A 14370-nucleotide genomic window follows, 5' to 3' on the forward strand; every position below is an offset into this window, starting at 1 on the left:
AGTGCTATTTCATATTAATTAATTCACGCTTGGGCGAATTTAATGGTTTTCGGGTAGATTTACGTAATGTTTCACCGGCTTTTTTGCCCCTCCATTCAAATATGTCATCTTTATTCTGTGGACGAATGTAATCGAACCAGACAAATGTAGGCAGTCTCATTTTATCAGCCGGGATCTGATCCATCGGATAAAGCACTCCGTCCGATTTGGGGCTCATAACCATACGCTTCATTTTACGATCCTTTAGATACATTGTCAGCAAGCTGGTTTGAGAGGTATTCATGCCAATCATCGTGCTATCCTCTTCCTGTGGATAAAAGACTACCAACACATTGGCTATGACGTCTACTTTCCTCATCTCACCACTGTCAAAATAGGCCTTGATCTCTTTTCCCGAAACCTGGTTGTAATGCAACGAATCTTTCATCTCCACCGTCAGTGCCTGATTGATGATATGCGCCCAATCGATCGTGCTATCATTCAAATAGATCTTGATCTCTTCACCCAACAGTTGCTGACCTTCATTCCAAAGAATCGGATCGGTATACATTGTCACACAAGAATCTTTAGAATTATACACCAATGAGTCGCAAACGCCCTGCAGATCCGTGCGGTACATACGCACCTTATGATAAGCTCTCATCTCACGAAACACCGAATCCGTATTCAGATAAAACGTAGTCATCATTAAAGTATCGGCATGCATATAGAGACTATCGCCCTGAGAATAGTCGATAGCCACCGCTCGCTTTGTAGCAAAGGCACTATCGGTCAGCTCATTGTAAAAGCAGTAATCTCCCGTCAGCATATTACGATTGATACTGTCGTTCATCACCACATTATCGAAAGCCTCACCATATCCCAATTTACGATCATAGAACAAACTGTCACCGGTCATTCGCTTTCCCTGATTGGTCAATATGGAACGGTCCAACAACTCGGCTTGCCCGGTCAAAGTATTATAAACGCCCCGTTCTGAAAAGATATGATTCTGATCGCTTACAATCTCAGACGGTCCCAAAATGGTAGCTATTTTAGATACGGTATTATATTTCAATGTATCCGAAGTCAGAATAAACTTCGGATTAACCAACTTCACATCATGATTGAAAACGGATTGTTTGGTAGACGGGCTGTATTCACCCCAGTCGGAAGTCAGTACATTCTCTTCGTCCATCAATGTACCCCCTTCAAAATAATATCCTAAATCATAAATACGATCGTAATTCAGACTATCAGTAAGCAAAGTCGTATTACGATTGATCATTTTAACATTCTCACGCAGTTGGGCCAGTTGGGAGATTCCATCATAATATAAATAATCACCATAGATAAACAGCGTATCTCCCTGCTCCATACGTACATTATTAAAAGCCTCGACAGAATTCGTATTTTCATAAATCAATGCACTGTCACAGTACATATACATACTGTCATGGCGCAACTTTACCGAACCGATAAGTACCTGTACGTCCGGACGCGCCATCTTATCAGCTCTACCCTCGTCTGCATGAAGAAGATCCACTTTCGTCTTTTTCTTCTGAGATTTCTGTTGAGGCTTCTGATCCTGAGCCCAAAGGAAATATGCTCCAAACAAACATATCACCCCTGTGAGGACGCTTTTAAAAAAGACACTATTCGCTCTCATTAATCCTTAATCCAACCCGGATATTTGAAATCGCAGTTTTTCCAGTTGTCATTAATACGCACATAAGTATGTTTCTGCTTTTCCAAAATCCATTTATGCAGCATCTCATCCCGGCGTTTAGCGATTACGATCTCTTTCAGATTCTGATAATCTTCCGTAATGGTTGCCTTATGACCGTTGATACGGGTCTTTAACTTCACAATAGCACAGATTTCTTTTCCATCTTTCTCGTTGACCATCGTAAAAGCTTTCGAAATCTCACCAACGTTCAGTTTATCCACTACTTTTGCTACATCCTGCGGCAACTCCTGCATTTCAAACTTGGAAGTAGCCATGGCATCATTGGAGTTGGTGTTTACCATCAATCCGTGATTATTACGCGTATCCTTGTCATGAGAAAGTGCGGCAGCCGCATCGTCAAAAGGAAATTTACCGGCACGAATATCATCTGCAATAGAGTCCAGACGCCCACAAGCCTCTATCAGCTCTTTCTCAGAAACTTTAGGACGCAACAATATATGACGGGTATTTACACGATCACCACGTTTCTCTATTAACTGTATGATATGGAAACCATATTCCGACTCCACAATCTTAGATACCTTTTTAGGATCCTGCAAACTAAAAGCGACAGCAGCATAAGCCGGATCCATCATTCCCTTACCCATAAAATCGGTCTCACCCCCTCTCATGGCAGAACCACGGTCTTCAGAATACATACGGGCCAAAGTAGAGAATTCCGTTTCGCCCTTATTCACGCGATCGGTATACTCACGCAACCGTCTCTTCACATCTTCTATTTCAGTAATAGGAATTTTAGGCTGCAAAGTAATAATCTGTACCTCTACTTGTGTAGGAACATAAGGGATACTATCCTGAGGAAGATCTTTGAAATAACGACGTACTTCGGAAGGAGTTACTTTAATATCTCCCACAAGTTTTTGCTGCATCTTCTGTACGGTAAGTCCCTCGCGCGCATTTTCACGAAGAGTTTCACGTATCTGAGACGGAGTTTTGTTCTGCTGTTCAAAAAAGTATTCTTCCATCTTTTCCCTCGAGCCCAACATTTGTATCCAATGGTTGGTCATCGCGTCCACTCGTTGAATAACTTCACTTTCGGGAACCTCGATACTATCAAGACGCGCCTGATGTAAAAACAGTTTTTGTACGGCCAATTCTTCCGGGATCACACAATAAGGATCACCGTCTATTTTACGTCCGTCATACAAGGCACTCAAGCGCGCTTCTTCTACTTCTGATTTCAGAATAGCCTCGTCGCCTACAACCCAAACTACTTCGTCAATCACATTGTCCTGTCCGTACATCGCCGTGTCAGCCAGTATTACCAGCACAAATAAAACAACAAATCTAAAGTTTACAAACTTCTTCATTCTTTGTATTTAATAATTATATATAATCTTTTTCTTGTCTATAGCCTGCTTATACAAGTCATCTTTCACCCGACGCATAAAATCGACTTGTTTTATATTGACAAGCATATCTTTCACCTCCGACATAGCAAACTCATAAGGTTCTTCTTCTCCTATCGCCCGATAATCAGTCACATTGAGAAAGTAATGAAAGGCAGTATCTTTCAATTCCACATGACGATTCTTACTGACATATTCTTCCGGCATTTCTGTTTGCAAAGGAATCATATCCAGCACTTCACTCAGTGGCACCCACTTATTGTAAAAGTATTCATATTTCACTGCATTCTGAAAACTGTATTTTTCCAGATGTTCCACAGCTTCCTGTGCATCGGACTTATACCATTTTCGAACATTGGCAATTTGAGGAGCGGTTAAAGGCACTTTAATAAACAATCCTTTCACTAAGGGACGATCCAGTTTAAAAAGTTCTTTGTTTTTCTCGTAATATTCTGCAAGTTCCTGTTCCGGGATCTCGTTGGAAAGTCTCTGCCCAATCAGTTCTTGCTGATAAGTATGCATAATCAAGGCCCTCCGGTAGTTTCCTACCAACTTTTCGATCTCTTCGTTATCGGGGATGTTATTCTGTGCTTTCTCATACAGTAAAAGATCTTCCGCCCAATCCCGTATATAGCGCTCGGCGAAAAGCAAGCTGTCATCTTTTGACAATCCTGCAGGAAGCACGGATTGCAGGTCTTCTTTGTATAAAAAGTTTCCATTAACCTCTACCAAAGGAGTTTTCCCCCTATGATCATGACTGTCCGTACACGCCGCACAGAAAAAAAGAGAAACCAGCAAGAGGCCCGTTATTCGCATTGTCAACTGAATTTATACTTATATTCAAGGTACGAAGATAATGCAATAATCGGTTATATCAGTGGTTATTAACTGTTTTTAAAACCTCTTGGTTAATTTCAACCTTACTTTCATCACGTAAACGCTTCACCCAAAGCGATTCAAGGAAATTTTGATAATCGGCGGCAAGCGGCCCGCGCACCTCGGTATAACTATCCGGTCCTTTTCGTTTTTCACCAAAAACAGTAGTAAAAGGATAAGACTCCAAAGGTTCGAAGCTACCGGTTTTAAACACCAGTTTATCTACATATTTATTGTCACCTTTCGCAAACAGGCCTTCCTCTACCTTCACAATTTCTGCTACCGAATCATTATATGTCTTGGCAATGGTGTCAGCCCATACCTTCTCCGGAAGCTTTTTTATGAGCTTCTTTATTTCTTTAGCCATCTTTTTGTCGGCACAATGTACCACAACACCTTTATAACGCGGTTCTTTGTAATTATAATCCGATTTATGAGAAGTAAAATAAGCAGCCTGTCCGGCTTCGTCGGCCACAGCGCGTTCCCAAACTTCACGGTTGCTGATTTCGAACAGCAACATCCCTTCTTTATACTCCTGCATCAAAAGGCGGAAAGCCGGATACTTTTCTTCCAAACGGCTATTCTCATAATCAAGCACCGACTTCACTGTAAATGCTTCCAACTGCATTTTTAAACTTCTGGGATATGAAGCGGCGAAACGTTTAAAATCAGCACCGGTATACGTATGGTTATCCAATGTAAAAAGAGGTTTCTCCGTCTCCCCTTTTGCCTGTAACTCCTGCAAAGCTTCATTGTTCGGTTGATAATTATATTCACCCTTCAACTTTTCAACCAATGCCTCCGTTCCTTTATCAATACCAAACTTGCGTGCCAGACGCCGGCTGATCTCCTCTTTTATTTCTGCAAAAGGAGCCAATTCTTTCCGGTCAAGTACTTTAACAATATGCATACCCTGGGGAGTAAAGAACGGTTTGGAGATTTCTCCGCTTTTCATAGAAAAAACTACATCCTCAAACTCTTCCGGCGTTTGAAGAAAACCCACCCAGAACGGATTTTTATCATCAGAGAACTGGCTGACATAAGATGCAAAATCCGCATCCGGATTAGCGGATAAAACCTGATATAGAGAGTCCATTCGGGCTTCGGTTTCGCTCACCAACGATTTCGGAGATGTTTGCGGCAGATACTTAAAAATATGCATGACCTGTACGTGCCCCGCACGTGAATCCGCTTTCATTTTATCATAAAACTGACGTGCATATGCTTCATCAGCTTCTTCATCCGTCAAATATGATTTTGCCAATTGGCGACGATAGCCATTCAATTCTTCGCGAAAGGCACGGGTCGTGTCAATTCCGGCGGCTTCGGCAGCCGCCACTTTCAACTTAAAGTTGATGAAAAGATCAACGTATTCATTTAAGCTCTTAGCTTCCAACTCATTCAGAGAATTGTTTTTATTATAGATATATTCAAATTCGGAACGAGTAATATCTTTCCCATTAATCCGCATCAACACCGGATCTTCTTGTGCAAAAGCTGAAAGCCCGAACAGGCAAGTTAGCAATAAAACCAGATTTCTTTTCATAACAAAGTTTCATTTACATACATACGTTTTATTAAACGCTGAAAGAGAGGAAAAATTGTATCGCCCTAAAATTAAAAAGTCTGCCTTCAAAATATGACAACGCATAATTAAAGGTAGACTTGATTTATTTTAACCGGTAGATATATCTTATTCCGGGCGACTATAATTAGGCGATTCGCTTGTAATAGTCACATCGTGCGGATGACTTTCCATTACTCCGGCATTGGTAATGCGGGTAAATTTTGCTTCATGCAATTTCTCAATATTCTGTGCGCCACAATATCCCATTCCGGCACGCAAACCTCCGGTCAGTTGATAAATGACTTCATATAAAGTACCTTTATAGGGAACACGAGCGGCGATACCTTCCGGTACGAGCTTCTTCACATCCGCCTCACCACTTTGGAAATAACGATCTTTCGACCCGTTTTCCATCGCTTCCAACGACCCCATACCCCGATACGATTTAAATTTACGGCCATTGAAAATGATCGTCTCACCCGGACTTTCCTCTGTTCCTGCTACCAAAGAACCGATCATTACAGAATACCCGCCGGCAGCAAGCGCCTTCACCACATCACCCGAATAACGCAATCCGCCATCTGCAATCAGAGGAACCCCGGTACCTTTCAATGCTTTTGCTACATCATAGACAGCAGACAGTTGAGGTACTCCTACACCGGCCACTACACGAGTCGTACAGATAGATCCCGGTCCGATCCCTACTTTTACCCCGTCGGCACCCGCATCGACCAATGCCTTGGCAGCCTCACCGGTAGCAATGTTACCAACTATAATATCAATATCCGGGAAACAACTTTTTGCTTCTTTCAGCTTTTCAATTACGAATTTTGAATGTCCGTGAGCCGTATCGATCACGATAGCATCTACTCCTGCATCCACCAAAGCCTGCATACGTTCCATTGTATCCGCAGTCACTCCCACACCCGCAGCCACACGCAAACGCCCTTTAGAATCTTTGCAAGCCATTGGTTTATCTTTCGCCTTGGTTATATCCTTATAAGTTACCAGACCGATCAGTTTATTGTCTTTATCAACCACCGGGAGCTTCTCTATCTTATGTTTTTGCAAGATTTGTGCAGCCGCTTCCAGATCAGTAGACTGATTAGTGGTAACCAGATTATCTTTTGTCATCACCTCATCGATACGCTTGTTCATATCACGTTCAAAACGAAGGTCACGATTCGTTACAATTCCAACAAGATATCTATTGTCATCTACTACCGGAATACCGCCAATCTTATATTCAGCCATCAAAGCAAGGGCATCACGAACAGTGGAGCCTTTTTTAATAGTCACCGGATCGTAAATCATACCATTTTCGGCACGTTTAACCGTAGCGACTTGCTTGGCCTGTTCTTTAATTGACATATTTTTATGAATAACGCCAATTCCTCCCTCACGGGCTATTGCAATAGCCATTTTGGCTTCTGTAACCGTATCCATAGCAGCGGTCACAAAAGGAATTTTTAACTCAATGTTTTTTGAAAACTTTGTCGAGAGCTCGACAGTACGTGGTAAAACTTCGGAATAAGCAGGGATTAACAAAACGTCGTCATACGTTAATCCATCCATTACAATCTTATCAGCAATAAATGACATAGGGCTATGCGTTTAAAATTTATTGCGTGCAAATATACAGTTTTTATTCAATACAGACAAGGATAGAAATAAAAAAATCCCCTTGCCAATCGGCAAGAGGATTCTTCTAATAGGATCAGATTAAATTGTCAACGAGCAATCAACTTTACAACAGTCCCGCTCAGTTTTATCCTATTGATCCAAACAAAAGCCTGACTGGAGAGGGTCAGGTCCTACGCATACATATAAAAAAGGGACGTGTCTTTATAAACACATCCCACTATTATTTATCCCAAAATGAACTCTACCTCTTTTTAATTAGCCATTTCTGATATAAATTTAATACGAACCAAGCGAACCTCTTCTTCCGCAAAATCATCACCCAACTCATCGAGCGCGTCATCTATCTTATCGGTAGTTGATTCTTTGAAATAATCATAGATATCAAGCATATGATCCTCATCCATAATTTCATCAAGGAAATAATCTATATTCAGTTTTGTACCCGAATAAACGATTGCTTCTACCTCATCCAATAATTCTCCGAATTCTATTCCTTTTGACAATGCGATATCGTCCAAAGCTACTTTACGGTCGATAGCTTGGATAATAGAAACTTTTAACTTAGATTTATTGGCTACCGTACGTACACGCAAATCTTCGGGACGTTCAATCTCGTTTTCCTCGCAATGACGCTTAATCAGCTTACAGAACTCTTCACCATAACGTTTGGCCTTTCCTGCACCGACTCCCGGAATATTCTGTAATTCTTCAAGCGTCACCGGATAAATCGTAGCCATCGCTTCTAAAGAAGGATCCTGAAAAATCACATAAGGCGGTACCTCCAGTTTCTTTGACAGCTTCTTTCTCAAATCCTTAAGCATAGAATAAAGCGCAGGGTCTACCGCACAAGATCCTCCACCACGGGCCGGAGTTTCTTCCTCTACTTCTTCGAAGTCGTTGTCTTCGGTTATCTTGAACGACTTTGGTTTCTTCAAGAATGCGTGTCCATCCTCTGTTACTTTCAACAGGCCATAATTCTCCACATCCTTGCTCAGATATCCGGCTATCAACGCTTGACGGATCACGGCATTCCAAGTCTTATCTTCCTCTCCCATACCGGAGCCGAACACTTCCAAATCTTCGTGTAAATGTGCCTGTACTTCGGAAGTTTCCCTTCCCTGTAAAATATCTATTATATAATCTGCTTTAAAGTTTTCTTTTACCGCTATGATCGCTTCAATCACAGCACACAATAATTCTTGAGCCTCCACTTGTTTTTTAGGGTTTAAACAGTTGTCACAATTTCCACAATTATCTTCCAAATACTCCTCACCGAAGTAATGCAATAAAGTCTTACGACGGCAAACAGATGATTCGGCATATGCAGCAGTCTCCAATAAAAGCTGCTTACCTATTTCCTGCTCTGCCACTGGCTTTCCCTGCATGAACTTTTCCAGTTTCTGCAGGTCCTTGTTTGTATAAAAGGTAATACACCGGCCTTCACCACCGTCTCTGCCGGCACGTCCTGTCTCTTGATAATATCCTTCCAGGCTTTTCGGTATATCGTAATGTATTACGTACCTCACATCCGGTTTATCAATACCCATACCAAAAGCAATGGTTGCCACAATCACATCGATCTTCTCCATCAGAAAATCATCCTGATTCTGAGTTCTCGTAGCAGAATCCATTCCTGCATGATATGCCCTTGCATTAATACCGTTAGCTTGAAGTATTTCAGCAAGTTCCTCCACCTTCTTACGGCTCAGACAATAAATAATACCGGACTTCTCCGGATTATTCCGAATAAACTTAATGATATCCCTGTCGATATTTGCAGTTTTAGGACGTACCTCATAATACAAGTTCGGACGATTAAATGACGACTTAAATATTTGCGCATCAACCATGCCCAGATTTTTCTGAATATCATGTTGTACCTTCGGAGTTGCCGTAGCAGTAAGTGCTATAAGAGGCGCCTTCCCTATTTCATTAATAATGGGACGTATTCGCCGATACTCCGGACGGAAGTCATGCCCCCATTCCGAAATACAGTGAGCCTCATCTACTGCATAGAACGAAATCTTAACCGATCGCAGAAATTCAACATTCTCTTCTTTCGTCAATGATTCCGGAGCTACGTATAGCAATTTTGTTTTTCCGGCAAGGATATCAGCCTTCACTTGGTCTATCGCACCTTTATTTAATGAAGAATTGATAAAATGGGCAATACCGTCTTCTTCACTAAAATTGCGCATAGCATCCACTTGGTTCTTCATCAGTGCAATCAACGGAGAAATAACAATCCCCGTACCTTCCATCAAAAGAGAAGGTAACTGATAGCACAGAGACTTCCCTCCTCCCGTAGGCATCAGCACAAAAGTGTCTCTCCCATCGAGCAAGTTCTGAATGATCGCTTCCTGATTTCCCTTAAATTTATCAAACCCGAAATACTGTTTCAGCTGGTCTGTCAAATTAATCTTCCCTGCCATCTTTAAATAGGTTGTTTTATTCAGTTCATGATTTTACTTTAGAGTCCCTTTTGTAAAAGAGCTCTAACAAAGTTATAAACAACTTCTTAAATATCAAGCATAATCCGATTAATATTTTTCAAGAAAAAATAGAAATAAATCATCCTATACCTCTTACCTTTTGATTTTAAGCAGTTTGCAACCTCGCAAGATTTGCTTTTTCCAGTTGTTGTTTTGCATAATCCAATGTCACTTCGTACTCTTTTGCATTTTCCGAAGGAATCTCAAACATAACATCCATCATGATTGTCTCCACGATAGAACGCAATCCGCGTGCACCGAGCTTATACTCAACCGCCTTATCGACAATATATTCAAATACTTCGTTCTGGAATGTCAGTTTAACGCCATCCATCTCAAACAGTTTGACATATTGCCGGATAATGGAATTTTTCGGTTCAGTCAAAATCGCACGAAGCGCATCCCGATCCAATGGATTCAGATAAGTCAGCACCGGCAAGCGTCCGATAATTTCAGGAATCAGTCCGAACGATTTCAAGTCTTGCGGTGCAATATATTGCATCATGTTATTTTTATCGATAGTAGCTGTTTTTCGTGAAGCGCTGTAACCTACCACATGCGTATTCAGTCGCTGGGCAATTTTCTTTTCAATGCCGTCAAAAGCACCGCCACAAATAAACAGAATGTTTTTCGTGTTCACCGGAATCATTTTTTGATCGGGATGCTTACGGCCACCTTGTGGCGGCACATTCACAACAGATCCTTCCAACAGTTTCAACAGTCCTTGTTGAACACCTTCACCGCTAACGTCACGAGTGATGGAAGGATTATCACCTTTACGTGCAATCTTATCAATTTCATCGATAAAGACAATTCCTTGTTCGGCTTCGGGCACATTATAATCAGCAACCTGAAGCAAACGAGTCAAAATACTCTCAATGTCTTCACCCACATAACCGGCTTCCGTCAATACCGTGGCATCTACAATAGTAAACGGTACGTGCAACAACTTTGCAATGGTACGCGCCAACAATGTTTTACCTGTTCCCGTACTTCCTACCATGATGATATTTGATTTTTCAATCTCTACATCATCACCGCTATCCTTTTGCAAAAGCCGTTTATAGTGGTTGTATACCGATACAGACAAAAATCGCTTTGCATCGTCCTGCCCAATCACATACTGATCCAGAAAAGTCTTTATCTCTACCGGCTTAGGTAGTTCTTTCAAGTTTAATTTTGTAGTTCCTGTCGTCTTTTTCCCTACTCCAAGAGCTTCCTGGGTTATCTCATAAGCTTGCGTAGCACAGCTATCGCAAATATAGCCGTTCATTCCCGTAATCAAGAAACCGACCTCATTTTCCGTTCGACCACAGAAACTACATCTTTTTTTATTCGTTTTCGATTCTGCCATTTTTATTTCTTAATCAACACTTCGTCTACCATACCGTATTCTTTGGCTTCTTCAGCAGTCATCCAATAATCTCGGTCCGAATCGGCCCACACCTTATCAAAATCAGTATGAGAATGATCGGCAATGATAGTATAAAGTTCTTTTTTCAATTTTTGAATTTCACGGGCAGTGATTTCAATGTCCGAAGCTTGGCCTTGCGCGCCTCCCATCGGTTGATGGATCATCACACGAGAGTGCTTCAATGCCGAACGCTTTCCCTCAGCACCCGCTACTAACAAAACAGCAGCCATCGATGCCGCCATCCCCGTGCAAATGGTAGCCACATCGCTCGAGATGAACTGCATAGTATCATAAATGCCCAATCCGGCATACACCGATCCGCCCGGAGAATTGATATAAATAGAAATGTCCTTACCCGGATCTACCGAATCCAGATATAGCAACTGTGCCTGCAATGTATTTGCAGTATAATCATCAATCTGAGTGCCTAAAAAAATAATGCGGTCCATCATCAAACGTGAAAACACATCGAGTTGTGTCACGTTGAGTTGTCTTTCTTCAAGAATATAAGGATTTAAATACCCTGCTTGCGATTTAATCACATCGTCCAGCATCAAGCCATTCATTCCTAAATGCTTGGTAGCGTATTTTCTAAAATCATCCATTTTCAAGTTCCTTTCTTTTTTATTTATAATGTAACTGCAAAGAAACAAAAAAGAACACAGAGACAAAAAAAACACAGAGTTATAATTTTATAAAAACTCTGTGCTCCTATGATCCTATGTTCTTTCCACAAGGGAAGTACTATTCGAACATTTTGTTAAATTCTTCCATTGAAACGGTTTTATTATTCAATGTCACCTTAGCTTTCAGCGCTGTAGCTAACTTAGCTTCCACTACACGACCTACTAAACCGTCTACATTTTCTTTCTTCTTCAGCATTTCCTGAGCATAGTTTTCAAGAATATCTTCAGGCACAGTCATCATACCATACTGAGCAAACTGAGCTTTTGTAGCATCTTTTGCCATATTGATAACATCTTCCTGCTCTACTTTGATCTCATTGTCTTTAACCAACTGCTCCTTAATCAAGTGCCATGTCAGCTCTTCTACGCTCTTTTCATAGTTTTCTGCTACAAATTCTTCACCTTTCTCCTTATTATTGAGAAGCATGATACGTTTCAATAATGCATCCGGGAATTCGAGTTTACCAACCTTTTCCATCAACATCTTACGAGCATCGATCAAAAATTTATAATCGCTATCAGCAACAAACTGTGCAGCAATTCCTTCTTTTACTTTCGCACGGAATTCTTCCTCAGTCTTCACGGCATCTTTGCCAAATACCTGGTCAAAAAGTTCTTGATTCAAATCACCCGGAACAAAACGAGTAATTTCTTCTACCTGAAAACTAAAGTTAGATTTCATTTCAGCAGCAGCTTCTTTTTCAATTTTCAGCAAGGAAGCGATTTCTGCATCATGACCGTCATAAGCCGCATTCGGATTAAATACCAATACATCATTCACCTTGGCATTGGCAAAAATAGCTTTCTGCTCGTCATTCTTCATATAAGAAGGCATCAATACAGCACCTTCTACCTGAATGCCGCCTTCTTTAGTGTTACCATTTTCATCCAATTCGGCAATCAAACCTTTCAGCATATCATTATCCTCATAAGCTGAAACCTGATCATATTTACCGTTACGTTGAGTATAAGCCTTTACCTGATTTTCCACCATCTCATCCGTAACTTCGATTGTGTAGTAGTCAACCTTATCCGTATTGCTTACTTCTGCTTTAAATTCCGGTGCCAAAGCAATATCGAATACAAATTCGAATTCTTCCATGGTGTCGAAATCAATCACCTGTTGTTTTTCTTCATTTGGCAACGGTTCACCCAGCATATTCACATTATTACTCTTAATGTAATCGTATACTTTTTCTGAAAGAAGCTTATTCACCTCTTCGGCAATAACCGATTTACCATACATCTTCTTTACCAGACTCATAGGAACCATCCCTTTACGGAATCCCGGAATCTGCGCCTTCTGACGGAATGTCTTCAACGATTTATCTACTTTTTCCTGATAATCAGCCTTTTCCAGCTTTACGGTAAGCAAGCCGCTTACTTTGTCAATGTTTTGAAATGAAACGTTCATTCTGACAATTATTTATTTGATTTATACTTTATTCTATACTCAAATGAGGGTGCAAAATTAGTGCTAATCTTTCAATTATCAAAAAAACGCGAAAGAATTATTCTTTATGAAACGAAATGAATCATACTTTTATATTACAACAACGTATCAATCACATACATAAATCATAAAATCACTACAGAAATGTTAGAAAACTAAAGAAAAACAAGTGTATTTTCATTTTTTATGCTTTTCTTTGTACAGGAATGATGATGTATTAGTTTCTTGATTTCTATTGCAAGTTTTTACCTCGTCCAAAAACGTATATGTAAACTCTCTGTCGTTTTAATCTTTTTATTATCAGTCATCTTCCCGAGAGTTTTTATTTCATTATTTATTTTTATCTTTTTCACTATGAACATTTATGTTGGAAACCTTAACTACCGTGTTAAGGAAGCAGATTTGCAACAAGTTATGGAAGATTACGGGACAGTCTCTTCAGTAAAAGTTATCATGGATCGCGAAACAGGCAGATCCAAAGGTTTCGCTTTCATTGAAATGGAAGACGATGCTGCAGCCTCAAAAGCCATTGCCGAATTAAATGGTGCAGAATATCACGGACGCACCATGGTGGTAAAGGAAGCTAAACCTAAACTCTAACTAAAAGAAATTCAAAGTAACCTTCCGATCCTCCGAACAATCGGAAGGTTCTTTTTACATACCTTCCAGTCAAACATGAAACACCAAGCCAACATAAGTATCCGTGAGATAAAAGAAAACAAAGAAGACTATCTGAATCTGTTGCTCATAGCAGACCCGTCGGTTGATATGATACAGCATTACCTTGGCAGAGGGCATTTATATATTATGCAACTGGAAGAAATACCTGTATGTGTAACCGTTGTGGTATCAGACAAAGAGACGGCAGAAATAAAAAACCTGGCAACCCATCCCGATTATCTACGCCGGGGATATGCCAGTCGAATGATGAGTTTTATTGTCGAGCATTATAGAGAAACTCCGAATATTATCGTTGGTACGGGAAGTACAGGCATCCCCGGAAAGGAATTTTACCAATTGGATTTCTATCGGAAATGCGGCTTTGTCGAATCACATATTATCAAAAACTTCTTCGTCGATAACTATCCCGAACCTATCTTCGAAGATAATGGCGAACAATGTATCGACATGATTTATCTGAGATATGCCCGATAAAACAG

At 40.6% G+C, this 14370-nt stretch carries 11 protein-coding genes; 2 read left to right on the plus strand and 9 right to left on the minus strand.

What is annotated here, in order from left to right:
* Window positions 1-4 precede the first annotated feature (4 nt).
* The 9 genes from RB604_RS01415 to tig form a co-directional block, all read right to left on the minus strand.
* On the minus strand, window positions 5-1648 hold the full coding sequence (locus RB604_RS01415; RefSeq protein ID WP_005934254.1) for an OstA-like protein: 1644 nt from the start codon (window positions 1646-1648) through the stop codon (window positions 5-7).
* On the minus strand, window positions 1648-3039 hold the full coding sequence (locus RB604_RS01420; protein ID WP_005934256.1) for a peptidylprolyl isomerase: 1392 nt from the start codon (window positions 3037-3039) through the stop codon (window positions 1648-1650). The genes RB604_RS01415 and RB604_RS01420 overlap by 1 nt, the downstream gene beginning before the upstream one ends.
* Window positions 3040-3048: 9 nt before the next feature.
* Window positions 3049-3894, minus strand: coding sequence for a peptidylprolyl isomerase (locus RB604_RS01425; protein WP_005934258.1), 846 nt, complete (start codon window positions 3892-3894; stop codon window positions 3049-3051).
* 58 nt (window positions 3895-3952) lie between these two features.
* Window positions 3953-5500, minus strand: a complete 1548-nt coding sequence (locus RB604_RS01430; protein WP_005934260.1) for a peptidylprolyl isomerase — start codon at window positions 5498-5500, stop codon at window positions 3953-3955.
* 147 nt (window positions 5501-5647) lie between these two features.
* Window positions 5648-7123 carry an IMP dehydrogenase gene (gene guaB, locus RB604_RS01435; RefSeq protein ID WP_005934262.1) on the minus strand — a complete coding sequence of 492 codons (1476 nt, stop codon included), beginning with the start codon at window positions 7121-7123 and terminating at the stop codon, window positions 5648-5650.
* A gap of 293 nt (window positions 7124-7416) precedes the next feature.
* The gene (gene recQ / locus RB604_RS01440; RefSeq protein ID WP_005934264.1) at window positions 7417-9597 is read right to left on the minus strand and encodes a DNA helicase RecQ; all 2181 of its coding nucleotides are present in this window, start codon (window positions 9595-9597) and stop codon (window positions 7417-7419) included.
* Window positions 9598-9763: 166 nt separating this feature from the next.
* Entirely contained in the window at window positions 9764-11011 is a 1248-nt protein-coding gene (gene clpX, locus RB604_RS01445) for an ATP-dependent Clp protease ATP-binding subunit ClpX (protein WP_005934267.1), read from the minus strand.
* Between the two features lie 2 nt (window positions 11012-11013).
* Window positions 11014-11676 (minus strand): ATP-dependent Clp endopeptidase proteolytic subunit ClpP, encoded by a 663-nt coding sequence (clpP, locus tag RB604_RS01450; RefSeq protein WP_005934270.1) that lies wholly within the window; start codon window positions 11674-11676, stop codon window positions 11014-11016.
* A 139-nt stretch (window positions 11677-11815) separates the two neighbouring features.
* Window positions 11816-13171 carry a trigger factor gene (tig, locus tag RB604_RS01455; RefSeq protein ID WP_007482623.1) on the minus strand — a complete coding sequence of 452 codons (1356 nt, stop codon included), beginning with the start codon at window positions 13169-13171 and terminating at the stop codon, window positions 11816-11818.
* A gap of 393 nt (window positions 13172-13564) precedes the next feature.
* Here tig and rbp point away from each other — a divergent pair, with 393 nt between their 5' ends.
* A complete protein-coding gene (gene rbp, locus RB604_RS01460; RefSeq protein WP_005934276.1) occupies window positions 13565-13810 on the plus strand; it encodes an RNA-binding regulator in 246 nt (81 codons plus the stop codon).
* A gap of 75 nt (window positions 13811-13885) precedes the next feature.
* On the plus strand, window positions 13886-14365 hold the full coding sequence (locus tag RB604_RS01465) for a GNAT family N-acetyltransferase (RefSeq protein ID WP_007482625.1): 480 nt from the start codon (window positions 13886-13888) through the stop codon (window positions 14363-14365).
* Window positions 14366-14370 lie beyond the last annotated feature (5 nt).

This window comes from Bacteroides salyersiae, assembly GCF_031172035.1.
Taxonomy (GTDB): domain Bacteria; phylum Bacteroidota; class Bacteroidia; order Bacteroidales; family Bacteroidaceae; genus Bacteroides; species Bacteroides salyersiae.